Source organism: Legionella jamestowniensis, assembly GCF_001467745.1.
GTDB classification, from domain to species: domain Bacteria; phylum Pseudomonadota; class Gammaproteobacteria; order Legionellales; family Legionellaceae; genus Tatlockia; species Tatlockia jamestowniensis.
In genome coordinates, this window is sequence record NZ_LNYG01000007.1 from 1 (window position 1) to 25,533 (window position 25,533).

Consider the following 25,533-nt stretch of genomic DNA (forward strand, 5'->3'; position numbering starts at 1 on the left):
ATTGGATAAAGCACCAGGGACTCCACTCGGGGTAGAACCAACATTACGTTTTTCTTCCATTTTCTGTTCACTTCGTAAGGATTGTGAATCAGGGTTATACATTTCTTGAGTTTGTTCAAATGCCGTAAAATCAACATCTGCTGAAACTTTTGCCTTAACTCGTCCGAATCCTAAAAGAGGGGTTAAGATATCCTGAATTTTTTGCACATATTGATGCTCTAGAGTTTGTCGATACTCCATATAGCGTTCAGTATGTGAAAATAATGTTTGTCCTGCCCCTTCACTCAGCAGTTGACCATTTTGATCGACCACGGTTACTTTACTGGCAGAAAGACTGGGGATACTTGATGCCACTAGATTAATTATGGAGGCAATCGTCTGCTTTTTGATTTCGACGCCGGGATAGACATCGATAAAAACTGATGCACTTGGTTCACGATTATCTCTTACGAAAGCAGATTCACGAGGAATCGCCAAATGGACACGAGCTGACTTTATATCATGGAATTGGCTGATGGTGCGCGCCAGCTCATTTTCCAGAGCTTGTTTATAACGGGCGTTTTCCATAAACTGACTGCTATTAAAGGCATTCTTATCTGCAAATAGCTCATAACCCGCACCATTTCCTCGCGGTAGTCCTTCTGCAGCCAGTTTAAGACGAGCATTCTGTGCTTCATCAGTGGGTACTAATATAGTCCCTTGTCGTTGATCAACCTTAAAGGCAATACCATTTCGCTGTAGCGAGTCAACAATGTTCGCAGCATCGCGTGTACTAATCTCGTTATATAAAGGCATATAGCTTGGTTCACGTGACCATAAAACAACAGCCACCCCAATTGCAACGCTAGCTGCAAGCCCAAGCATTAACCCTATTTGTCTTGGGATCGATAAATTTGCGAATTTTGCCGCAGCAGTTGAAGCATTGTCCGCCAACGTCATGATGTAACTCCTGTCCCTTTATGAGAAAACTCTTCAACCCTGTTAAATAGGCATATTCATGATGTCTTGGTATGCTTGTACCATTTTATTTCTCACCCGCAAAGTAGCCTCAAACGCCAAATTTGATTTTTGAGCAGCCACCATTACTTCACCAATACCCACCTTTTGATCACCCATCTCATATCGAGTTTTAAGAGCATCAGCATTCTGCTGCAATTGATTGGTTGCATCCAATGCATTTTGTAACACAGCACCAAAAGGTACAGTCGCTGAACCAAACTCGACAGTACCAGCCTCAGCCTTAGCAGCCATTAGCCTTAGTTGATTTAACAAAGATACTGTATTTATTTCACTCATCTTAAGCCTCCGTGGCCCGAAGCAATCGTTTTTCCTACTGTTTTACCTTATTTTCAGCAACTAATATCATTGTAATTTTAAGTTATACAGAATAACCTTCTTCACGCATTTTCGCCAATTTATAACGTAAAGTACGCTCACTAACACCTAAAATGGCAGCAACTTGCTGTCGATTTCCATTGTTTTCTTTCAAAGTCCGTAAAATCAACTCAAATTCATGATTTTGTAAACTTTTTGCCTCGGTTTTTTGTATCTCTTCCGTATTGGTTGAAACATTCTCCTCTGTCTGTTGTGGAAGCTGCAGATGAGGTACTTCTATTACTCCATGGGTTTGTAAAACCAAAGCGCGCTGTATCACATTATCCAATTCACGCGCATTACCTGGCCAGCTATATTCTAAAAGGGATTGTTGCGCTTCTGCACTAAACACCGGAATGACAGGTTGATTATTTTGACAATGACGACGAATTAAATAATTCGCCAAAGGAATAATGTCACATACGCGCTCTCTCAATGGCAACCAATGCAGGGGAAAGACATTAAGCCGATAATATAAATCTTCACGAAAACGCCCTGCTTTTACTTCATCGAGTAATTTTCTGTTACTAGTAGCCAGTACTCTCACATCAAGCTGAATAAGCTTATTAGCACCTATCCTTTCCACCTCTTTTTCTTGAAGCACCCTCAATAACTTCGCTTGCAAGCTTAAACTCATTTCACTGACTTCATCAAGAAGCAAGGTTCCTCCCTGCGCTTGTTCAAATTTACCCGGAGTGGATTTATAAGCACCCGTAAAAGCACCCTTCTCATAACCAAAGAGAGTAGCCTCTAACATTTGCTCAGGAATTGCCGCACAGTTGATGGCAATAAATGGGTGTTGCTTGCGAGGTGAATGGTCGTGAATAAAATGCGCCAAAACTTCCTTCCCTGTGCCACTTTCCCCGCTAATCATTACGCCAACATCCGATTGTGCTACGCGCAATGCCATCGACAGCAACGCCTGACTTTTGGGATCCTGGGCAACAGGCTTATCATCATCTGCAGAGAAAGGTTTAATATAGCGATTAATTTTCTCAGTGAGGGCATGGGCACTAAAGGGTTTTTGCAGATAATCAACCGCACCATGACGCATTGCAGCGACAGCATCTTCAACGGAACCATGTGCAGTCATCAAAATGACAGGGACGCCGGGATTTCGACGTTGAATTTCTGCAAGCAGTTGTTGACCATCAAGCTTATCCATGCGTATATCACTAAGAACAATCGCAGGGCTATGACGTTCAAGCATGGCTAATGCTTCCTTGCCATCTTTAGCTGCAAGATAAGAATGCCCTGCCAGATTCATTGTTTCTGCCAACGCTTCACGTAAAACAGGATCATCTTCAACTATTAAAACATCGCTCATGGTAAAATCCTTTGTTTAAAGTACCATTATCCTGGTAGATTAATCGTTATACAACTCCCTTGTCCTGACAAAGAATCCAATATTACCTCTCCGCCATGGGCACTAACCACTGCATTTACTACAGCAAGCCCCAGACCTGTCCCCTGTGCTTTTGTTGTAAAAAAAGGGGCAAACGCTTGTGATTTAACATCTTCTGACATTCCTGTACCATTGTCGGTTAATTTTATTTGTACCTTGTCGCCATTAATTTCTTGAATATTAACCCTAATAAAACTCGCTTTTGCCTGCAAGGCATTAATGATCAAATTCAACATTGCACCCGTCAATGATTCGATGTGTAAAGACAGCCTTTTATTTTGCAGATGATTGTTAATTGTTAATTTGGCAGACTGGGCTTCAATGAGCGGTTGCGCTCTTTCTATTAATTGATTTAACCAGTCTTGAATATCAACTGATGAAAGTTCAATCGTTTCTCCTCGAGCAAATAAGAGCAAATCCTGAATTTGTTGTTCAATACTTGCATGGCATTCCTGCAACCGCATAATCCATTGTAAACAGCGACTGTCTATATCCGGATGTGCAGCCAAATGTTCAGTATATAAAATGGCGGAAGACAAGGGGGTTCTTATTTGATGGGCCAATTGGGCAGTCATTCTACCAATTGCCATTAATCGGTGTTGGTTAGCCTTGGCTTGTTCATACACTCGAGTCGCGGTTAAATCAGTTAATGTAACCAGTTGCCCTGGCAAATTGTCCAGGGAAGAAATAGCCACACGTACCCTGCGTCCATCAACCAAAGAGACTTCATGCCCATCATCCTCGCGAGGAGCAAAAGAGTGCTGAATAACCTCACGCCATGAGGAACCTTGTAAATCAGGGCCTAGCAATGCCTCCGCAGCAGTATTTAACCAAATAATTTTACCGCTTGCATTAAGGATCAAAAGACCACAAGGTAAACAAGCCAAAATATCTTGTTCTGGCAGATTAAGGATTTCTTTTTCACAAAAGGTTTTTTTTATCATCACTATCTGTTTACTGGTTGATAGTTCTTCTATTTACGACTTTAACAAAATTTATATCAAAATAAAAATATATCTAAAAATCAGTGAATTAACTATATATGCAAAAACTTGAAAGTGCGTCATTGGAAGCATCTAGCAAAGAAATCTAGTTAAGGTGCTTCTGTTAAGATATTAAGCACGCATAACGTATTTTGGATGCGGAAATAAAATCCCCGGCTGCGAGCAGCCGGGCTACATTTAGTTTAATGCCATAGCATGTAGCCCGGGTTGCTTGCAACCGGGAATATCGGTGGAAGAAGCTGCTTGAGAGGAATAAGAGCAAAGATTGACTTCAAAAAAGAGTAGGGGTCGCGCCCAACGGCTCATGCACGGGTTGTAATGATCAATGTATGGTTTTGCTCTGAGCACCAGATTAATTATTTTGCAATTTTTAGGCGCTGTCTTCATAATTACTAAAAAGCGTACTTACGCCGCCTGATCACAGTAGAAAGAAATAAAAATGGAACAATTACACCCCTTATTGCATTATATTTTACACATTGATTCTTATCTCCTTTCTTTTGTGTCTACCTACGGTACCTGGACCTATTTAGTTTTATTTACCATTATTTTTTGCGAAACAGGTTTGGTTATATTGCCTTTTCTTCCTGGGGATTCTTTGCTTTTTGCCAGCGGAAGCATAGCCGCTCATGTAGACTCTTCCTTAAATATTTTTTTATTGTTTGCTCTATTGGTTCTAGCTTCTATTGCAGGTAACCAACTTAACTACTTAATTGGAAGAAAAGTGGGACCCCAAGTATTTTCCAGCAACAGTTCACGCCTTCTTAATAAGAAACACTTACAAAAGACTCACCGCTTTTATGAAAAACATGGTGGAAAAACAATCATTATGGCGCGATTTATTCCCATTATTCGTACTTTTGCTCCTTTTGTTGCAGGAATAGGATACATGAGCCATTCTCAATTTTTTATCTATAATTTGGCCAGTGCCGCACTGTGGATAGGAAGTCTGACAGGACTGGGCTATTTTGTCGGTGGACTACCCATTGTAAAAAACAATTTTACCTTGGTTATTTATGGCATCATTGTTCTTTCCCTTCTTCCACCGGTCTTCACTTTCTTCTATCGTAAATGGTTTGGCATTTATCAAAAGACACGAGGTTAACCCCCATTATTACAAACGCTGTGAAATAATTTTATTTTTTCCCGTTTTTTTTGCTTGGTAAAGAATCTTATCGGCAGTTGAAATTATTTCATCTAAGTCTTCTGAAAAGGATGGAGGAATACATAATATACCGATACTAATAGTCACATGCTTTTGACGGTTATTTTTTTGAAAATGCTCTTTCATACTAGAGCACAAATGGATTGCCTCCTCTAGAGAGGTATTTGTGAAGATTGCCGCAAATTCATCGCCCCCTAAACGAAAAGCAGTATCGTGAACTCGCTGTGTCGAATTTTTGATTGCATTGGCCAAATCTTTTAAAAAGATATCACCATAAGGATGGCCAAAACTGTCATTTATAATTTTAAAATTATCCACATCAATAAATACAAGATTCAGAGGGTGTTTATTTTTTTTAGCACGATGCGATTCATCTTTTAATTTAACTTCAAAATATCTTCTATTATAAAGGCCTGTTAAAGCATCGGTTACAGAGAGTTTTCTAATTGTTCCCAAAGCCTTTTGTTGTTTTTGATTGGCTTTTTTAAGTCTTAGAATTAAATTATCCTTTTCGATTGTCAATACAATGGTTTCATGAAGCAACCTTGAAGTTATTTTTGCCGTTACTATTAGCATAATCACAAACAAAACAAATGTAGTGGCAAGAATGATACGTTCAAACTCCATGGTGTAGAAATTGTAGACAATAACTGGGAGAAACATAGGGAGCAAATATGCATAATAGGCGGGCATATACACTGATAAGGAAGCTAGAGCCCCAGAAGCCAACCCTCCTAACACAAGAATGATTATTATTTCATTTAACTGGCTTAAGTATGAGAAAAACAGGAAATAACCTACTCCCCACATTACCCCCATTAATGACGTTAAAAAAACAAAGACCTGCTGTAACTTGTCCTGGTTTACGAAATGCATTTTTTTTTGCAATAAATGATAGCTGTAATACCATCGTATTGAACATATCAAAAAGATGGCCAAGAACCAGATCAGACTGTAGAAGAGCATAACGCCACTATACCAAAAATAAAAACTAATAATGGCTGCTAAAATAATATTGAACGGTATTGATTTTAAAGAATTTTGAAGCAAAAGTTCAAAACACTCCCTGTGTATTTTTTTGCTCATAACACTAATTGATAATCCATTACTTCTTTTAAGTATAGCCAAGAGAGCCAATCTTATTGTCTTTTAAATAATTAGAATGTCATTCATTTAAATAGTTTTGTAACAATATCCTCAATAACAACAAAAAATATTGTCTATGCGCAAAATAGGCTCTAAAGTATCCCCTCTTTTTAACAAGGAGTTAACTCATGACGTTTACATCTTTTTTTACTAGCCCTTCCAAAAAACTTTTTGATCACCACACTACATTGATAAGTCATATCAGCAAGAGTGTTACATTTAATCCAAATGATTTGGGTCATACTACTTTAGTTAAAGAGGCCACCGCTCTTGTTACAGAAAAATTACACGCTTTGCAATCTCTGGATACAAAGATTGCAGCCAGTTTTTCTATAGGGACTTTAGCGTGGGGATTGTCGTTTATTCTTCCTGTGGGGTTTTTTGCTGCTGGATGCTTTGCCTATGGGGCTTATCAGTTAGGACAACGTAAAGCGGCTTATGCCGAATACACCAGTGCACTTGAGAATTTGTCGATGTGCTGCACCTGGACCTTAGGTAATGTTGAAACCCGCAAAATGGAGACTTTCAAAAACATTGAAGTACTCAATGGAATGATTACTACCCTAGCACCTATAACCAGTGCACAGCAATTACGGGATTTCATTGACGATAAAATTGAAGATCATTTTGTAGAACATGCCAAAGCAGTTAAAGAGCATATAACCCTCTTTGACCGTGAACTTAACCCGGAAGAGAATAAACTCTACTTTAAAATTTATGGCTATAAGCAAGGTAATTTTTTAGATATTTTACAAGGTATTGCTTTTGCGATTAAAAATAGCTTTAGGGCTGTTGGACAGATTTTTTCGAGAGATTCTGCAGAAGAATCATCCTATACCCCTGTATAGCCTTTATTGCTTTGAGCCGCCTTTGTTTCAAGGCGGCAGTTCTTTTTTCTTAATCAGTTAGAGTAATTTATGGTTAACAACATCGATTCTAAAGTTAGCCCCGGACCAAACGCACAGCTAAATATGTTTCTTCCATGATCATCCTTTTTCAGGCTGTCCCAAATTCTTTTCAGTACAAAAAGAACGGTTGCTGAGGACATATTGCCAAATTGATTTAATACCTCATAAGAATACTTATTTTTTTCTTGAGAAAGGTTCAATGCCTCTTCACAGGCTTGTAAAATCTTAAGGCCCCCGGGATGAATGGCATAATAATCAATATCATCAAATGTCCAATTGACAGTCTGCAAAATATGCTGGGCAAATTTACCTATACCTGATTTAATCATTTCAGATACATAAGCACTTAATACAATATCAAAGCCATAATCTGCAATCTGCCATGCCATTTGCTCGTTGGTTTGTGGAACTAAATCACAATGAAACGAAGCCAGTTCCAAAGAAAATGGTTGTATTGGTTTTCCCTGGATAAGTACTGCGGCCGCCCCATCAGCAAAAATCGCATTTGAAATTATATTTTCAGGGGACTGTTCCCGTTGAAAATGTATCGTGCATAATTCTACACAGACCACCAAAACATTTGCACAAGGATCAGCGCGACAAATCGTGTCAGCAACACGTATCCCATTAAAAGCACCATAGCATCCCATAAAGTTAATGGCTGTTCGCTTGGTAGTTGGCTGCAATCCTAAATGTTGGACAAGTTCTATATCAAGTCCTGGGGCATACATGCCTGTGCAACTCACAGTAATTAGATGCGTTATTTCTCGCTTATTAAAATTTTGTAAATTTACCAAGCAATTACCAATGGCTTGTAGAGCCAATGCCAATGCATGTGCTTTGTAAATTTGCATTCGCGTTGCTGTGGTTGGTAAAGCTTCGTCCGGGGTATTAGGAAAAAAATCGAATTCCCCACAAGACTTGCAGTAGTCACTAAGTACACTGTGCCTTTGTTTAATTCCTGATGCATTGTAAATTGCCTTCACCATCCTTTTTTGAGAAGTGGTCAAATTAAACCCCTCACAAATCAGTGTCGCTATTTCTTGTTGAGAGCGTTTATAAGGAGGGTTGGCAGTACCTATGGCAGTAATTGCTGATTGCATCTCAAATCCCTTTGCATTATTTAAACGTTACTTCTTTGTAGCCTCTTTATCCAATGCTTTTAAAAAAGCCAACTTCTCAGCAATCTTTATTTCCAACCCTCTTGAAACGGGCTTATACCACCCTGGTTCTTTCATACCTTCAGGAAGATAAGTTTCACCAGCAGCATAGGCATGAGGCTCATTATGGGCATAACGATATTCATGACCATAACCAAGCTGCTTCATTAGACGAGTTGGTGCATTGCGCAAATGAAGAGGAACTTCCCGTGACTTGTCTTTTTTTACAAAAGCCATCGCCTCATTAAACGCGTTATAACCTGCATTGCTTTTAGGCGCAATGGCAAGGTAGATAACTGCTTGCGCTAAGGCAAGCTCTCCTTCGGGAGATCCTAGACGCTCATAAGTAGCAGCAGCCTCATTGACCAATTGCATTGCGCGTAAATCAGCCAACCCGATGTCCTCCCAAGCCATGCGTATAATACGACGGGCCAGGTATAAAGGGTCTACACCACCATCTAACATACGACACAACCAGTAAAGTGCGGCATCAGGATGAGAACCACGAACCGATTTATGCAACGCTGAAATTTGATCGTAAAAATTTTCACCGCCTTTATCAAAACGCCGGTTGGCGGGACTTAATGCATCTTGAATAAGTGTCAGGGTAACTTCCGTGGTTTGCTGATTTTGAGCTGCAGTACTTACTTGTTCAACTAAATTTAAAAGGCGGCGCGCATCACCATCTGCGTAGTCAATTAAGCTAGCTATAGCGTCTTCAGTGAATTGCAGCTCTGGAAATACGCTATTTTGGGCTCGTTGTAATAGTTCGCGTAAATTGGCGGCTGTTAATGGTTTTAATACATAGACCTGTGCACGTGATAAAAGTGCTGATATAACTTCAAATGAGGGATTTTCCGTTGTAGCCCCAATAATAGTAATTAACCCTGACTCCGTAAATGGTAATAAGGCATCTTGCTGCGATTTATTAAAGCGATGAATTTCATCAATAAACAGAACGGTGCGACGATTTTCTTCCAGGTAATGCTTCGCCTCATCAATGGCTGCACGAATATCTTTGACCCCAGAGAAAACAGCTGACAAGGCAATCCACTCACAATCAAACGCTTTGGCACTTAATCTCGCCAAAGTCGTTTTACCCACACCCGGTGGCCCCCATAAAATCATGGAATGAGGCACCCCGGAATCGAAAGCCACCCTTAAAGGTTTACCTGGACCTAATAAATGCTCTTGCCCGATAACTTCATCCCAATGGGTAGGTCTTAATAACTCAGCAAGCGGGGCTTTGGGTTGCATAATTTATAACTCATTGTTGAACCACATCGGTTCCTTTTGGCGGTTTAAATTTAAACAGATTGGCGGCAAGTTTCGGATTGGTTTTAATATTTTTTAAACTAACTATCGTGTGTTGCCCTAATTGGTCATACATTTCAATACCACTTAAGACATCACCCATAAAAATTAATTTAACACGTTGGAAGTTCGCTTTGTTTGATTTTGAGTGTAAATCGTATACTTGCTTTTTCCCTTTAGCGGTTTCTGTCACATCGAAATCACGGGCAACAGTATCATCATAACCGCTTAAAAACAAAGCAGCGGTGCCCCCAACCCCTTTTTCCTGTTTTTTCACGGTAACTTGTTCTAAATCGACATCGTAAACCCATAGTTTCTCGCCATCCGCCACCACTAATTGTTCCATGGGATCTTTTGTTTCCCAACGAAATCGTCCAGGGCGTTCGAGCGCCATTTTTCCTGAAGAAGAAGACAGTTCTCTTTCTTTCGCTTTTACGACCTGACTAAAATTGGCACTCAAGCTACGAATGCTATTTAATTTTTTTTGTAAATTTTCCGCTGAATCGCTAAATACATTGGTATTTAACAATAACAGCATCCCTAGAAAAATTATTTTTTTCATGAATTAATCCTCAGTTACGGTAGAAACCAAGACATCCCTGAATCCTCCATCCAATGGCCCCACAATTCCAGTGCGCTCCATTTCTTCTACTAACCTCGCAGCTCGGTTATAACCTATTTTAAAACGGCGCTGCACCGCAGAAATACTAGCCTTGCGTGTTTGAATAACGAATTCAACAGCCTGATCATAAAGTGGGTCAGCTTCTTCTGTCTCTTGACCTTCTTCCGCAAAACCTCCCTCTGAAGTTTCACCAATTTGTGTAATTTCATCAATGTATTCAGGTTCACCGCGAGCTCTCCAATCATCGGCGATACGATGGACTTCTTTATCATCTACAAATGCACCATGGACACGTAAGGGAGCGCCACTACCTGGTGCCAAATACAACATATCGCCATGGCCTAATAATTGCTCTGCACCTTGCTGATCAAGAATAGTGCGGGAGTCTATTTTTGAAGAAACTTGGAATGACATGCGCGTTGGAATATTTGATTTAATTAATCCAGTTAACACATCGACAGAAGGTCTTTGAGTTGCCAAAATTAAATGAATCCCCGCGGCACGTGCCTTTTGAGCAATACGAGCTATCAGTTGTTCTACTTTCTTTCCAACCACCATCATCATATCGGCCAATTCATCAATCATGACCACAATGTAAGGCAATGCTTGTAAGACCGGAGCGGTTTCATCCATGGAGCTTCCTGGTTTCCATAGAGGATCTGTCAATGGCTCTCCCTTTGCCTCGGCTTCGGCCAACTTGTTATTAAATCCGGCTAAGTTACGAACACCTAGAGCGGCCATTAAGCGATAGCGACGCTCCATTTCACCCACACACCAGCGCAAAGCACTTGCTGCTTCTTTCATATCGGTGACGACTGGCGTTAACAAATGCGGGATCCCGTCGTAAACAGATAATTCAAGCATTTTGGGATCCACCATGATTAAACGCACTTGCTCTGGTGTTGATTTAAACAATAGACTTAAAATCATCGCATTAATGCCCACTGATTTACCAGAACCTGTCGTTCCAGCCACTAATAAATGGGGCATTTTCGCAAGATCAACAACCATGGGATGTCCAGCAATATCGACTCCCAAAGCCAACGTTAAGGGAGAGTGCGCTTGCTGATAAACATCCGCAGATAATACCTCTGACAGGCGCACCATATCTCGGTGTTGATTAGGTAACTCAAGTCCTACCACTGTTTTGCCTGGAATGACTTCAACAACTCGCACACTGATTACCGAAAGCGAACGGGCCAAATCTTTAGCCAGAGCGGATAATTTACTGACTTTAATGCCAGCTGCGAGTTGCAATTCAAAACGGGTAATTACGGGTCCTGGATGTACAGCAACCACATCCGCCTGGATTCCAAAATCCAGAAGATGTTGTTCCACTTCACGGGATAAATTCTCTAACTCCTGATGTGTATATCCCCCCATATGTTTTCCTTGCTGTCCTTTATCCAGCAAGCTTAGTGATGGAAGGCTACCACTGATTTGGCTAGATTGAACTGGCTTGTTTGCTAGACGTGCAGGCTCTTTCGGTTTTACCGGGGTCGGAGTTGGTGTAGGCGAAAGGGAAGGTAACACGGAAGAGGGGCCTACCGAAGGTAACGGTTCTAAAGAAGGTATTACAAGCGGCGTAGGAGCAGCTTTTTCTTTTTTCCTGGTAAGCAATTTACGTTCCGGTTTTGTAACAAATGCTTCTTTTTCATGTTTGGCATTTATTTGTTTAAGCCGAGCCCTAATTATACGTGTGGCAGCCAATGCGCCACCGATAAAACGATTGGCTGCAATAGTGGTGTACTCGCCAACTAATTCAATCGCATAAATCCAGGAAAGTCCTGTTAACAATGTGACGCCTGTTAGAAAGATAGCTGATAAGAGTAAGGCCGCCCCTTGCATATTAAGTGCATAATTAAACCCATCCGCAATAAAAGCGCCTAGAATCCCCCCTGCACTGTGCTTAGCATCGAGTGCTAACTCTGGGTTTAAACTTAAAAGGGAACATCCACCCAGCATCATAAAAATAAAACCACTACCCCGCAATAACATGGCAGGCCTGTTAATGGCATGGAAAGCTCGATAATCTTTTAAAACACTCCAGGCAACATAAGCAAACATTAGTGGAATACAAAAAGAGAAATAACCGAAAACAAAGTAAAGCGCATCCGCAATATATGCCCCTACTTGTCCGCCGGCATTACTGATTTCATTACTACCCTTACTTATATGCGACCAACTTGGATCACCTAAATCGTAGGTACTTAAGGAAAGTAAAACAAATAAAGCGAAGGTTGCCACCAAAATAAAACCACCTTCACTTAGCCTTCTGGTTAAAAAATGTGGTAAGGCCTGCTTACGGTTACCAGTCTGATTGCTCGCTTGTTGTTTTGCCATAGGTATTTCATTGTTTGTTATTTTGTCATACTATTTGCCATCTTAACATAATAATTGGGAAGGCAGATATGATAAGTGATAGCAATCACCATCGCCTCATAATTCTTGGTTCAGGGCCTGCAGGTTATACCGCTGCTGTATATGCTGCCCGTGCAAATTTAAAACCTGTTCTAATCACTGGTATGGAGCCAGGGGGACAGTTAACCACAACGACGGATGTAGATAACTGGCCTGGGGATATAGAAGGTTTACAAGGTCCTGCACTAATGGAGCGCATGCAAAAACATGCAGAGCGCTTTGAAACAAAAATTGTGTTTGATCATATTGTAAAAGCTGACTTACAACAACGTCCTTTTCTATTAAAAGGTGACAGTGAAACTTATACCTGTGACGCGCTAATTATTGCGACAGGCGCTTCTGCACGCTATTTAGGCCTCGAATCTGAAAAAGCCTATCAAGGCCGCGGTGTTTCAGCGTGTGCCACTTGTGACGGATTCTTTTACCGCAATAAAGAAGTCTGTGTTATAGGTGGAGGTAATACAGCAGTAGAAGAGGCACTTTATCTGTCAAATATAGCAGCATCGGTAACCCTTATCCATCGTCGTGACACGCTGCGTGCTGAGAAAATTCTACAAGACAAGTTATTTGAAAAAGCGCGTACGGGAAATATTAAACTGTTGTGGCATTCTACCCTGGAAGAAGTATTGGGTGATGAGATGAAAGTGACTGGCATTCGTGTCAGAAATGTTATCAACGATACACAGCAAGAATTAAAACTCGATGGGGTTTTTATTGCAATAGGCCATGATCCAAATACAGCCATTTTCAAGGATCAATTGTCCATGAGAGATGGGTATATAATTATTCGCACTGGTTTGGATGGTATGGCAACATCAACCACGGTCCCTGGAGTCTTTGCGTGTGGTGACGTAGCCGATCACGTTTATCGCCAGGCGATTACTTCCGCAGGTTTTGGCTGTATGGCTGCTTTGGATGCAGAAAAATATTTGGACATGTTGGAGAAGTAACGATTGCGCCTATAACGCTGCTGACAAACGATAGTCTGGAATTTCCAGACCCTGAAAACAGTGACGCGCAAGGGTTGCTTGCAGTCGGTGGTGATTTATCACCACCGCGTTTGTTAGAAGCGTATCGTCATGGTATTTTTCCCTGGTTTGAGCCAGGGTATCTTCCACTTTGGTGGTCCCCTGATCCGCGTTTAATTTTAAAGCCAGATTCTTTTAAGTTATCCCGCAGTTTAAAACAATCTTTAAAAAAGCCTCATCGCTTTACTGTTGATACAGCGTTCCCAGAAGTAATCAGCGCCTGTGCATCCAGTGAGGGTCGAGTTAATAGAACCTGGATCACAAACGAGATGCAACAGGCTTATATTGCCTTGCACAAGATGGGATATGCGCATTCTTTTGAAATATGGCAAGAAAATCATTTGGTAGGTGGTTTATATGGCCTTAGCCTGGGCCATGCTTTTTTTGGTGAATCGATGTTTCATCGAACACGTGACAGCTCAAAATTAGCCATGTATTATCTTTGTCAGACCTTGCAAAATTGGCAATTTGATTTTATTGATTGTCAGTTACCGACAGAGCATTTGCAAAGTTTGGGAGCAATAATTATCAGTCGTCGTGAGTTTCTTAGCTTATTGCAAAAAACGCTAATGTATCCTACTTATCAAGGTCAATGGACGAGTGGTAATAATATTGATAAATAGCGAGGCGTGCATAAGCACGCACGTAGACGAAATGGCGCAATTTCCTGTCAAAAGCAAGATGCGTTTATTCTGATAGATGAGTATTAATGCTGTGCAGTATTACGGAAAATTGGTAAACTCATTGCCATTTTTCTTAATTTAGTGCACTATTTGCGCCTTTAATTGTTTCATACATTGAAATGGGAGCCCCATGGCAAAAGAAGATCATATTGAGATGCTTGGTACCGTCATTGATACTTTACCAAACACGATGTTTCGCGTAGAGCTTGAAAATGGCCATATTGTAACCGCTCATATCTCAGGACGTATGCGTAAAAACTACATTCGCATATTAACCGGTGATAAAGTCAAGGTAGAATTAACTCCTTATGATCTAACCAAAGGCCGAATTATCTTCCGCGATAAAAACTAATTTATTATGGTAACGGTGAGGTCCCGTCCCATAGCCGCCAGATCGCTACTTAATTATTAAACAAATCGTAGTTGTTGGGTCGTTTTCGACCCAACAATACAGGCAATCTTGCATGAACTTAATAGGCCTAGCGCTTTAGAATAAAAATAGAGACTATTTTCTAATACATCATTAAGTTTGCCCAATGATTCCTAACGACATTAATGTATTTGTAAATTCTGTAAAATCACTCGGGGATCGTACCCTATCCATACAATGTGTCTTATTGCTTTGATCTCATGTTTAATATTAGAAGTCTTATAATTTTATCTTAACTTTATTGAGTCTATTTTAGGGATTAATCAGATTTAATTTATTTTTTACCTATCTATGAGGAGCAGTGAATTCACCTAAAAATGAGATTGCTTTTTTCGCGTCAGCAAAAGCTGCATGATGGGTTTATAACTAAATTGAACTCCTCTGGTACCATAACTGACGGAATAGCCATAGCCAAATATTTCTTAAGATCATAGAAATTTTTTGCAGCAAAATCACGATTGGAATTAGGTGACTACTTTTTTAAGAACTGTTAAACCAAATAGTTCTTCCTTCTGCCAACAGATTTTATCTTCACAGGTTTGCAACTGGAGATGCATAAAATTTAAGCTCACTCTCCAGCCACCATCATTTCTTCAATCAATACTGAACCGCAGCGAGTAGAATAATTAGGGTTAATATCTGTACCAACCGCCACAATGGCCTTAAACATCTCTTTAAGATTACCAGCAATGGTTATTTCCTCAACAGGATACTGGATTTTTCCATTTTCCACCCAAAAGCCTGACGCCCCCCTTGAATAATCCCCTGTCAAACCATTGACTCCTTGTCCCATGAGCTCTGTTACCAATAGACCTTTATCCATCCTCTTTAATAAATCCTGCAAATCCCCAGCGGTAGCGTCAATTGTTAGATTATGAACACCACCACTATTCGCTGTGGTTTGCAAACCCAATCGGCGTGCTGAATAACTTCCCAACACGTATTGCTGCAGTATGCCATTTTCAATAAACACATTATTTCGTGTCGGCACGCCTTCACTATCGAAAGGCGAACTCCCCAGCCCTCTTAATAAATAGGGTTGCTCATAAATTTTTAAATTCGTTGGAAAAATTTGCTTGCCCAGTGAGTCCAGCAAGAAGGAGTTTTTTCGATAAAGATTTCCACCACTAATAGCATTAATAAAGCTGGAGAAAAGGCCACTGGAAATCCGAGAAGAAAATAATATCGGTACTTTTTGCGTTTTTAGCTGTTTTGCCCCCAAACGGCCTGTTGCCCGCTCAACTGCAGTTTTTGCAATTTGTTCTAAAGATTGCAAACCCTCAGCATACCTTGCCGTGGTATATTCATAATCCCTTTGCATTGCTTCAGCTTCTTTTGCAATTAAAGAGCAACTTACACCATGACGAGTACTGCGAATAATCCCTTCCCCTCCTTTTGTATTCGCAAAACCATTACAAAATGCATGTGTAGATAAATTCACGCCATCAGAATTGCTAATACGTTTATCCAGAGAAAGTGCTTTACTTTCACAAGCCAATGCCATTTCAATAGCCTCGGGGGGAGTAATTGCCCAAGGATGGTATAAATCCAGATCAGGAAATTCAGTCGTCATTAATTCACGATCCGCTAATCCAAAGCAAGGATCTTCTGCACTGACTTTGGCAATTTCACAGGCAGCAGTCACTAAAGAATCCAATGCCTTAGGAGACGTGTCAGTGCTGCTGGCAGCACCTTTGCGCTTTCCTATATACACAACAAGGCTTATTCCCTTGTCTTCATTAAATGCCACTGTTTCTACTTCGCCCATCCGTACATCCACAGAGAACCCGCTATCATGATTCACTGAAACCATGGCATCAGTCGCTCCTTGTGCCTTGGCTTTGTTAAGAACTTCATGCATTAATTCTGACAAATTGCTGGTTGACTTACCTGCTACTCTATTGTTATTTTTCGGTAATGTTCGCATGGTGGTTCCGCCGCTATAAAAAGTTGTTAACAAGGATACAAGATTAATATGTCCAGGCAAACCATTACTTCAGCAAAATGGCTAACTCGAGCGATTACATTATTTACCCTGTTAATATTATTCGTCTTCGCCAGTCAAGTCTTGAATGCTAATGGGTGGCGCAAACTGGCACCTGGTATTGAATATCAAGATCTTGATGGCAATCTCTTAACACCCTGGTCACACATTCATGCATTTCGCATCAATCTAAAAGAAAACCGTTTTTCCTTGATCACAGCAGCTGATTTATCACGTGAACATGCCTCCGTGAATGAGTATGCGCAACACACACAAGCTTTGCTTACTATCAATGGTGGCTTTTTTGATAGTAACTATAAACCGTTGGGATTAAGAATTCATAATAAGCGTCAAAAATCCCCGTTGAAGCAAATTAGCTGGTGGGGCATCTTCTACATTAGAAACCAAAAACCCTATTTAACCAGTGCCTATCAATTTCGGCCTAATAATCAAATTGATTTTGCTATCCAAAGTGGACCGCGACTCCTCATTAACAGTCGCATCCCTCCATTAAAACCTGGCCGGGCCGAACGTTCAGCACTAGGAATTACCCATGATGATCGTGTCATTATTCTTGTGACTGACAACCTTCCCCTTTCAACCACCGAGCTAGCTCAATTGATGAAAGCCCCTCCATTGAACTGCCAAAATGCCCTTAATCTTGATGGAGGCAGTTCAAGTCAGTTAAAAGCTCAACTCGACTCATTCCAATTGGAAGTTCACGGTTTCTCGAATGTGAGTGATGCGATTGTGGTCAAACCAAGATACTAATCTTTCTTCAGAAAAAACAGTAATGTTAAAAAAGTAACCGTAGCAATTAAAACAAGATAAAAGGCAGGCATGAGTAAAATCCCCGTTACATGAATTAATGACGTTGCAACAGCAGCACTGGTACCCCCAAATAATGCATTTGCCAAATTATAGGAGAGTGATAATCCTGTATAACGAAAGGCTATAGGAAATAATTCTAATAGGATGGCAGGGATAGGCGAATAACTTAAAGCCACCATACAAGCAAATACCATCTGGCAAAGGAGAATAGCCGTTATATTTTTTTCTTGCAAAAGAAGATATAAAGGAACCGATAGAATAATAAAAGAAGCAGCACCTACCATTAAAATGTGTCGTTTACCAATTTTATCTGCCAAGACCCCAATTGCTGGACAAACCAGAATGAGTAAGGATAAAGTAAGCGTATTCACTAACATGGCATAGGGTAAAGCAACGGTAAGAAAATGATTAAGATAAGTTGTCAAATATAAAAATGAGAGGTAAAAGCCAGTAGAAGGCAAAATAACTAATGCCGTAGCTTTTAGCATCAATAAAAAATGATTTCTTACTACTTCTTTTAATGGATTTACTGTTAGCTGCTGGTTTTTTTTAAGGACTTCAAAAACAGGTGATTCTGGCATGTGTAAACGAAGATACAAGCCCAATGCCCCCAAAGTAATACTTAATAAAAAAGGAATGCGCCATGCCCAAGATACTGCAAATAATCCTACAATAGTGGCGGCTGCTGAACCTAATAATAAGCCACCAAAAGCAGATGACATGGCCAATGAACCATAGAAACCTCGCTTAGCTACAGGCGCATGTTCCAGTAAATAAACCATTGAGCCTGTAAACTCCCCACCTACCGCTAATCCCTGTAATAATCGACAGACAATAAGCAAACTTGGGGCAATAGTTCCAATTTGTGAGTAATCAGGTAACATTCCAATCAGTGTGGTTGGAATCGCCATTAATATTATTGCGTAAGATAAGGCTTTTTTTCGACCAAAGCGATCCCCTATGTAGCCAAAAAATATAGCGCCTAGCGGTCGCATTAAAAAACCAATTGCAAAAACGGTAAACGTTAAAACTAAAGCAAGGTTTTTATTTTGAGCAGGGAAAAACAAAGGGGTTAGTGTAGCGGCAAAATAACCGTACAGGGCAAAATCATACCACTCAAGAACATTACCCAACAAACCTGGAATCACAATTCGCTGTAGAGAGGGTGAAGAAACCATAACCATCTTTTTCGTTTTGCCATTGGCTTTAAAAGCAATTTTTTTGCCAAAACTAAGCCTTAATTTCATCATGGATATAATGAATAAAACGATATTCCTTTTTGATTTTTGCACTGTGAGATATCAATCTCATTATTTCCAAGGAAAGTCACCATCTCTGCATAATTATCAAAATAAGTCACGGTCCAGGCACCCGATGCGCCTGCAAAATAATAAAAATGCGTGTTATCCTGACGGATAAATTTTCCTGGGGCGCAAACAAAATCCCTAGGTTGTGCAGTGTAATAGGCATCACGTTGCTTCGCATAATGTGTGCTTATTTTTTTCACCTGAAAGTGCACATATAGTAACGGGAGTAAGCTGATTAAAGGAATAAGTAACATAACTAAGGAACCGGCAGAATCCTCTGCCAATCGTCTGTGTCGAGATAGGTAAAGTGTTGCAAAAACGATGAGGGGGTATAACCAGATGTAGTAACTCCAAACTTTTATATAGAATGAATTACGCCTCACCTCTTCCGCCACTATCCCGCCGCAAAGTCCCGCATAACAAAGATAGGAAAAGAATGCATAAGGAGCAACCAACAAGGATAGCCAAACTATAACCAATAAAATCGTTCGACAAAAATGATACATACTCCCTTCTTACATGAGTTAGTTGAAATATCCTCTGTGCAGGACAAATTTAGAATCGCGTCATTGCGAGCGTCAGCGAAACAATCTAATGCGATCTTTGAACAAAATTGGTTCTTTATTGTTTTCACTTTGTTCGCAACGACTATATAAAATAATTTTGTCTTACATAGAAAAAATATCGATTGCCCATGACTATAAATAGTTATTTAATTTTAGCTTATTTATCCTCATCGTTTAAAAGATCGACAGCTATAAAGGAAAAATTAAAACGTTAACATTTTATCCACAGCTTATACCCACTTTATTCTCTTGACCTTTTTTGAAAAACACAATATATAGTTATTGTGTTTTATAAAACAACCAGATATTGTGTTTTTAGGGTTGTGCTTTAGGATAAATTATTCTATATTTTTAGTAATGGGGCTCCGTTAGTTTCAGGGATTAGAAAGCTAATAAAGTCTACTACACAATACCTTCCGTGGAGAAAACATGTCAGAAATTCTTGAGCCGGTAAAAGATGTGCCGCAAATAAGTCAATTGGAATTGGCTGCCAATGCTCCAGGTTTATTAAAAACCATTAAACGCAACGGCAAAGTCGTTCAATATGATGATAATAAAATAAAAGTTGCCATCACCAAGGCATTCATTGCTGTTGAGGGTAGTAATGCTGCCGCCTCTAATCGTATTTATCAGCAAGTTAATGGCATCACGCAACAGGTAACTCATGCGTTTAAACGTCGATTACCTAGTGGTGGGGCAGTCCACATTGAAGACATTCAGGATCAGGTGGAGCTTGCCTTGATGCGCAGTAGCCATTACGAAGTTGCCCGCGCCTATGTGCTTTACCGTGAAGAACATCGTAGAGCTCGTGAAACTGTACTAAAAGAGCAAGCACGTGACGCTAAAGTGCCATTAATTACCATGCCCAATGGCGAGCTTAAGCCTTTGGACTTGGCCCGCGTAACGACTATTGTTGAAGAAGCCTGTCGAGAGCTTGAAAATGTCAAAGCGGAACCAGTGATTAAGGATGCTCTGCGAAATCTTTATAATCAAGCCAAACTGGAAGATGTCCATAAGGTATTGATTATGGCTGCTCGCGCCTTAGTAGAACGAGAGCCTAATTACACGTATGTTAGTGCTCGCTTATTACTGGATAGTTTAAGAACAGAAGCCCTTAACAAATTGGAGATGCAATCTGAAGCTACGTTTGATGAAATGGCAGCGCTTTATCCAGTTTATTTCAAAGCCTACATTGCCCAAGGGATTAATCAGGGTCTTCTGGATCATAGACTAAGTGAATTTGATCTGGATGCATTAGGTAAAGCCTTGATCCCCTCTCGTGACATGAAATTTACTTACTTAAGCTTGCAAACGCTTTATGACCGCTATTTCCTTCATGAAGATGGCGTTCGCTACGAATTACCCCAGGCCTTTTTCATGCGGGTTGCAATGGGACTTGCCATTCGTGAAGAATATAAAACAGAAAAAGCAATCGAATTCTATTTGCTGCTTTCTTCCTTTGATTACATGTCTTCTACCCCTACCCTTTTTAATTCAGGAACCGTAAGACCTCAATTATCAAGTTGTTATTTAACCACGGTACCTGATGATTTGGATGGTATTTATAGCGCCATTAAAGATAATGCCTTACTCTCAAAATTTGCAGGAGGCCTTGGGAATGACTGGACGCCTGTTAGGGCTATGGGTGCACATATCCAGGGTACAAATGGCAAGTCACAAGGTGTGGTTCCTTTCTTAAACGTCGCTGATGCAACGGCAGTTGCGGTTAATCAGGGAGGTAAACGTAAGGGTGCCGTCTGTGCTTATCTAGAATGTTGGCATCGTGATGTCGAAGAGTTCCTTGAGTTACGTAAAAATACAGGCGATGACCGACGCCGTACACACGACATGAATACAGCGCTTTGGATTCCTGATTTATTCATGAAACGAGTACATGAAGACGGGGAATGGACTTTATTTTCTCCCGATGAAGTACCTGAGTTGCATGATGAATATGGTAAAGTCTTTGAAGCCCTGTATACACGCTGTGAAGAAAAAGCCCATCGTGGTGAAATTAGAAATGTGAAAACTGTTTCAGCAGTGAAGCTATGGCGTAAGATGCTTTCCATGTTATTTGAAACAGGACATCCCTGGTTAACCTTCAAAGATCCCTGTAACCTGCGTTCACCGCAACAACATGCTGGTGTTATTCATAGTTCCAATTTATGTACAGAGATTACTCTAAATACCTCTCAGGAAGAAATTGCTGTTTGTAATTTAGGCAGTATTAATCTTCCAGCGCATATTATTAATGGTCAACTGGATACAGAAAAACTTAGACGTACAATTACTACGGCAGTACGTATGTTGGATAACGTGATTGACATTAATTATTATTCAGTGCCCCAAGCACGTCATTCCAATCTGCAACATCGTCCCGTTGGTTTAGGTTTAATGGGTTTTCAAGATGCATTGTACGAGTTAAAAATTAATTATGCGTCTCAGGAGGCAGTTGAATTTGCTGACACTTCAATGGAATTAATCAGTTATTTTGCCATCGAAGCTTCTTGTGAGTTGGCAAAAGAGCGTGGTAACTATTCCAGTTATGAAGGTTCATTATGGAGCAAAGGTATCCTACCTATTGATTCCATTAATTTATTGCAACAAACTCGCAATAAATACCTCGAGCAAGACCGTTCACAACGCCTTGACTGGGAAAGCTTGCGCGTTAAAGTTCGAACTCAGGGTATGCGTAACTCCAATGTGATGGCGATTGCTCCTACGGCAACCATTTCCAACATATGTGGCGTTTCACAATCCATTGAGCCTACTTATCAAAACCTCTACGTGAAGTCGAATTTGTCAGGCGAATTCACAGTTATCAATCCCTATCTGGTTGCTGATTTGAAAGCATTGAATCTTTGGGATGAGGTTATGGTTAATGATCTAAAATACTTCAATGGTAGTGTACAACCTATAAGTCGCATTCCGAATGAGTTAAAGGCGCGCTACGCCACAGCATTTGAACTTGATCCTACCTGGCTGGTTGAAGCTGCTTCAAGACGCCAAAAATGGATTGATCAAGCCCAATCATTAAATATTTATATGGCAAAACCATCAGGGAAAAAACTTGATCAGCTCTACAAACTTGCATGGGTACGTGGTTTAAAAACCACCTATTATTTGCGTAGTCTGGGTGCTAGTAATGCTGAAAAATCAACAATTACTGATGGCGCATTGAATGCGGTAAAAATAGAAGAAGAGCCTAAAGTTTGTTCTATTTTGGATCCCGATTGCGAAGCGTGCCAATAAGAGGAGAATTGCATGTCAAATCTAGAATCAATTTCAACAGCACCCAAACAAATGGGTGCTACTGGCCTGGAATTACTGGAGATGGGGGCTGGCCGCATCCATGTTGATGATAAACAAATCATTAATTGTCGCGCAGACTTAAACCAACTGGTTCCATTTAAATATAAGTGGGCATGGGATAAATATTTGGCTGCCTGTGCTAACCACTGGATGCCGAATGAAATTAACATGAGTGCTGATGTTGCTTTATGGAAAAATCCCAATGGATTAACAGCAGATGAGCGTTTAATTGTTTTACGTAATTTAGGTTTCTTTTCAACAGCTGATTCATTAGTAGCTAATAACCTAGTATTAGCAGTTTACCGGCATATTACCAATCCGGAATGTCGTCAGTACTTACTGCGTCAGGCCTTCGAAGAAGCCCTACATACTCATGCTTATCAATATATTATTGAGAGCTTAGGCTTGGATGAGGCTGCCGTATTTAACATGTATCGGGAAATTCCCTCTGTAGCAACAAAGGCATCTTGGGCCTTGCCTTTCACGCAAAGTTTGGGCGACCCTAATTTCCATACAGGCACGATGGAAGATGATCAACGTCTACTACGCGACTTAATTGCTTTCTATGTCGTTTTTGAAGGTATTTTCTTCTATGTTGGGTTTACTCAAATTTTATCCATGGGTAGACGGAATAAAATGGTAGGTACTTCTGAACAATTCCAGTACATATTGCGTGATGAATCAATGCATATGAATTTTGGTATTGATGTCATTAATCAAATTAAAATTGAAAATCCGCATTTATGGACCCCTGAATTTAAAGAAGAAATCATTCAACTCATCAGGGAAGGCGTTGAATTGGAATATCAATATGCTCAAGACACCATGCCTCATGGTATTTTAGGTATGAATGCCGAAATGTTTGAAGAATATCTCCATTTCATCGCTAACCGGCGTCTTAACCAGATTGGTCTGCCTGAGCAATATCCTGGCGCAGAGAATCCTTTTCCCTGGATGAGTGAAATGATGGATCTGAAAAAAGAGAAGAATTTCTTTGAAACCCGAGTTATTGAATATCAAGCAGGTGGCACACTGAGCTGGGAAGACGAAGACTAACTGTCCACTAAATCTCTACCTACCGCGGTTTATCCGCGGTATACAAAAATTAGTCAATATTACAGCCAAAAAAGATTCACATAGAGATACAACAATGACATGCCAATCACAGGAACAATAACAAATCCCAGGAAAACATGAATCTGCGTTTTATTTTCCGAGGAGGCATTATAAAATTTTTTTAATCGCTGCCAAATGGACATGCTTTTTCCAACGATAAATAACGAATGCTATCAGTATAGTCAAAAAAATATTGGCGAGTATATACAGTGATCACCTAATTAAATCATTCACTTACAGAAACTGACAAGTTGTTCATCTGCATTTGTGCAATGCGTTTTAAAAGTTTTAAGTTAGTGGATGCCAGGTTGTAAATTTCACTAATGGTCTCATTTTTTATATCTTCAAAAATAAGTTTTATTTTTTCAATTGCAGCTTCATCTAAAAGTGGCATTTCTGTCTTAGCGATTAGCCGTCTCATTTCATTTAAATTGATGCTTGCAAACCTATAAAATCGATTACTCTGATATAAAAAGGCAGGAAACACTTGACGATTTGAAATATCCTGGAGATTTACAGAAAAAATTTCATCTGCCACTGCATTTGGGGTGGTGTTTTTAATAAAATTTATTTGATTTAAGAAAAAAAATTCTTGAGAGATGCCCCTGATACTTCTGTCTACAATCGAACAATTAATAACAGGAAGACCTAAGCCTATGTAATTTAAAAATAACATATCAAACAAATTTTTGATATAAGTTTCAAAAGCAACTTCTTTACCATTTAAAATGGTGCTTAAAATATAATTAAAATCCAAACCTCTTCCACAATGACCATGGCCTCTATGCGAATACCAAATGACATAAAAATACCCTTCCCAAGGAGAAGAGAGGTATTTGTCTACTATAGAGTTCTGTAAATTTCGAATTTCGTTGGCTAGCGTGGGAGTTATTACTTCGGCTAAACGAGGTTTAAGACAAACTGAAACTCCCTTAGAGTTAATTTCCTTGATAACTAGTAACTCTAACATATGGACTCCTATGCCACTCACTATTAATTTTATTCTACGGCATCCAAGCCACATATCTATCCTGAAACAATATGTTTCTAAAGGTAATATAATGTAAAGGCTACGAATTGTTTAATTTTTAGCCAGGTAATTTACAGAATAGAATCTATCTGAGGAAAAAACAAATAAAAATTCCTTTTTTTTCCCAATTCCTTTGTTTATTTTAGATTTTCTTGCAGGGACATTAGTCAATGTGTTGCCAGAATCCATATTTAGGAGATCAACTATGTCTAAAAATATTTTTTTAACAAAGTTGATCTCCTGGACAAAGCACAAACGTGTGAGATTTCTTCACTGCGTTTAGAATGACGTATGTTCGATTTTTGTAGTTTTCTTACTGCTCCGTCATCCAGAATGCGGCAAAGCCGCATGAAGGATCTTCTGCAAGCAGAACCGATCCATATCGAGGAATTCTTCACCCTGTTTCAATGACGCTCTTAATTGTTATTTTAATAAAGTGCTTAAGGAGAGCCATCTGCGGTGCCTCGAATGTCCGAAGCAAATTTTAAAGAATAAAATTAAAGACAATTTTTGATTTTAACTAATCAACAAAGTATGATAATTAATATTTTTTTAAATAACTTATAAGATGCTGGTGTAGGATTGAACCATCAATTAGATAGCAAAAAAGACTTGCTTATAGCATCCAATGACAGAAACATAGTCCTCAGCACTCAGAATCGGCTTTTCCTTTATTTCCATCTTTCTCCATTGGATTGTGTCTCTTTTCTCTATCCTAGGTGTGCTC

22 protein-coding genes are annotated in these 25,533 nt (G+C 39.8%); 8 read left to right on the forward strand and 14 right to left on the reverse strand.

All coding sequences use genetic code 11. The features are described from left to right. The 4 genes from fliF to Ljam_RS01650 all read right to left on the reverse strand — a co-directional run. The coding region (gene fliF, locus Ljam_RS01635) for a flagellar basal-body MS-ring/collar protein FliF (protein ID WP_065235501.1) at positions 1-939 on the reverse strand (939 nt) is incomplete at its 3' end. 42 nt (positions 940-981) lie between these two features. Then, positions 982-1,296, reverse strand: a complete 315-nt coding sequence (fliE, locus tag Ljam_RS01640) for a flagellar hook-basal body complex protein FliE (protein WP_058448403.1) — start codon at positions 1,294-1,296, stop codon at positions 982-984. Positions 1,297-1,378: 82 nt separating this feature from the next. Further along, positions 1,379-2,701, reverse strand: a complete 1,323-nt coding sequence (locus Ljam_RS01645) for a sigma-54-dependent transcriptional regulator (protein ID WP_058448404.1) — start codon at positions 2,699-2,701, stop codon at positions 1,379-1,381. Between the two features lie 26 nt (positions 2,702-2,727). After that, positions 2,728-3,723 (reverse strand): sensor histidine kinase, encoded by a 996-nt coding sequence (locus Ljam_RS01650; protein ID WP_058448405.1) that lies wholly within the window; start codon positions 3,721-3,723, stop codon positions 2,728-2,730. A gap of 499 nt (positions 3,724-4,222) precedes the next feature. Here Ljam_RS01650 and Ljam_RS01655 point away from each other — a divergent pair, with 499 nt between their 5' ends. Then, a complete protein-coding gene (locus tag Ljam_RS01655; protein ID WP_058448406.1) occupies positions 4,223-4,888 on the forward strand; it encodes a DedA family protein in 666 nt (221 codons plus the stop codon). A gap of 9 nt (positions 4,889-4,897) precedes the next feature. Here Ljam_RS01655 and Ljam_RS01660 read toward each other — a convergent pair whose 3' ends face one another. Further along, complete coding sequence (locus Ljam_RS01660) at positions 4,898-6,076, reverse strand: GGDEF domain-containing protein (RefSeq protein WP_131762367.1); 1,179 nt, start codon at positions 6,074-6,076, stop codon at positions 4,898-4,900. 146 nt (positions 6,077-6,222) lie between these two features. Here Ljam_RS01660 and Ljam_RS01665 point away from each other — a divergent pair, with 146 nt between their 5' ends. Continuing rightward, complete coding sequence (locus Ljam_RS01665) at positions 6,223-6,942, forward strand: hypothetical protein (RefSeq protein WP_058448408.1); 720 nt, start codon at positions 6,223-6,225, stop codon at positions 6,940-6,942. Between the two features lie 53 nt (positions 6,943-6,995). Here the strand turns inward: Ljam_RS01665 and Ljam_RS01670 are convergent, their stop codons facing one another. Genes Ljam_RS01670 through Ljam_RS01685 form a run of 4 tightly spaced genes read right to left on the reverse strand, consistent with a single transcriptional unit; the run spans position 6,996 to position 12,441 of the window. Then, positions 6,996-8,105 (reverse strand): type III polyketide synthase, encoded by a 1,110-nt coding sequence (locus Ljam_RS01670; protein ID WP_058448409.1) that lies wholly within the window; start codon positions 8,103-8,105, stop codon positions 6,996-6,998. 27 nt (positions 8,106-8,132) lie between these two features. After that, complete coding sequence (locus tag Ljam_RS01675) at positions 8,133-9,419, reverse strand: replication-associated recombination protein A (RefSeq protein ID WP_058448410.1); 1,287 nt, start codon at positions 9,417-9,419, stop codon at positions 8,133-8,135. Between the two features lie 10 nt (positions 9,420-9,429). Beyond that, on the reverse strand, positions 9,430-10,038 hold the full coding sequence (gene lolA, locus Ljam_RS01680) for an outer membrane lipoprotein periplasmic chaperone LolA (protein ID WP_058448411.1): 609 nt from the start codon (positions 10,036-10,038) through the stop codon (positions 9,430-9,432). 3 nt (positions 10,039-10,041) lie between these two features. Beyond that, a complete protein-coding gene (locus Ljam_RS01685; RefSeq protein WP_058448412.1) occupies positions 10,042-12,441 on the reverse strand; it encodes a DNA translocase FtsK in 2,400 nt (799 codons plus the stop codon). Positions 12,442-12,509: 68 nt separating this feature from the next. Between Ljam_RS01685 and trxB the strand changes: the two genes are divergently transcribed. The 3 genes from trxB to infA all read left to right on the forward strand — a co-directional run bounded on the left by trxB (position 12,510) and on the right by infA (position 14,582). Further along, positions 12,510-13,469, forward strand: a complete 960-nt coding sequence (gene trxB / locus Ljam_RS01690) for a thioredoxin-disulfide reductase (RefSeq protein ID WP_420795596.1) — start codon at positions 12,510-12,512, stop codon at positions 13,467-13,469. A gap of 20 nt (positions 13,470-13,489) precedes the next feature. Next, positions 13,490-14,170, forward strand: a complete 681-nt coding sequence (gene aat / locus Ljam_RS01695; RefSeq protein WP_420795597.1) for a leucyl/phenylalanyl-tRNA--protein transferase — start codon at positions 13,490-13,492, stop codon at positions 14,168-14,170. Positions 14,171-14,360: 190 nt separating this feature from the next. Beyond that, the gene (gene infA / locus Ljam_RS01700) at positions 14,361-14,582 is read left to right on the forward strand and encodes a translation initiation factor IF-1 (RefSeq protein WP_044011715.1); all 222 of its coding nucleotides are present in this window, start codon (positions 14,361-14,363) and stop codon (positions 14,580-14,582) included. A gap of 646 nt (positions 14,583-15,228) precedes the next feature. On the opposite strand, the gene pmbA is transcribed toward infA, so the two are convergent. Then, entirely contained in the window at positions 15,229-16,587 is a 1,359-nt protein-coding gene (pmbA, locus tag Ljam_RS01705) for a metalloprotease PmbA (protein ID WP_058448414.1), read from the reverse strand. Between the two features lie 48 nt (positions 16,588-16,635). On the opposite strand from pmbA, the gene Ljam_RS01710 reads away from it, so the two are divergent. Continuing rightward, positions 16,636-17,415, forward strand: coding sequence for a phosphodiester glycosidase family protein (locus Ljam_RS01710; protein WP_058448415.1), 780 nt, complete (start codon positions 16,636-16,638; stop codon positions 17,413-17,415). Here the strand turns inward: Ljam_RS01710 and Ljam_RS01715 are convergent. Further along, positions 17,412-18,725 carry an MFS transporter gene (locus tag Ljam_RS01715; protein WP_082651551.1) on the reverse strand — a complete coding sequence of 438 codons (1,314 nt, stop codon included), beginning with the start codon at positions 18,723-18,725 and terminating at the stop codon, positions 17,412-17,414. The genes Ljam_RS01710 and Ljam_RS01715 overlap by 4 nt on opposite strands. Further along, positions 18,722-19,288: a hypothetical protein gene (locus tag Ljam_RS01720; protein WP_058448417.1), complete on the reverse strand. Its 567-nt coding sequence runs from the start codon at positions 19,286-19,288 to the stop codon at positions 18,722-18,724. Before Ljam_RS01720 ends, Ljam_RS01715 begins: the two co-directional genes overlap by 4 nt. A gap of 489 nt (positions 19,289-19,777) precedes the next feature. Between Ljam_RS01720 and Ljam_RS01725 the strand changes: the two genes are divergently transcribed. Together Ljam_RS01725 and Ljam_RS01730 are read left to right on the forward strand one after the other, a co-directional pair. Continuing rightward, positions 19,778-22,600, forward strand: coding sequence for a ribonucleoside-diphosphate reductase subunit alpha (locus tag Ljam_RS01725; protein ID WP_058448418.1), 2,823 nt, complete (start codon positions 19,778-19,780; stop codon positions 22,598-22,600). Positions 22,601-22,612: 12 nt separating this feature from the next. Further along, positions 22,613-23,716 (forward strand): ribonucleotide-diphosphate reductase subunit beta, encoded by a 1,104-nt coding sequence (locus Ljam_RS01730; protein ID WP_058448419.1) that lies wholly within the window; start codon positions 22,613-22,615, stop codon positions 23,714-23,716. Between the two features lie 59 nt (positions 23,717-23,775). Here Ljam_RS01730 and Ljam_RS15390 read toward each other — a convergent pair whose 3' ends face one another. Together Ljam_RS15390 and Ljam_RS01735 are read right to left on the reverse strand one after the other, a co-directional pair. Then, positions 23,776-23,919, reverse strand: coding sequence for a hypothetical protein (locus tag Ljam_RS15390; protein WP_165483394.1), 144 nt, complete (start codon positions 23,917-23,919; stop codon positions 23,776-23,778). Positions 23,920-24,002: 83 nt separating this feature from the next. Beyond that, positions 24,003-24,746, reverse strand: coding sequence for a hypothetical protein (locus tag Ljam_RS01735; RefSeq protein WP_058448420.1), 744 nt, complete (start codon positions 24,744-24,746; stop codon positions 24,003-24,005). Between the last annotated feature and the right edge of the window lie 787 nt (positions 24,747-25,533).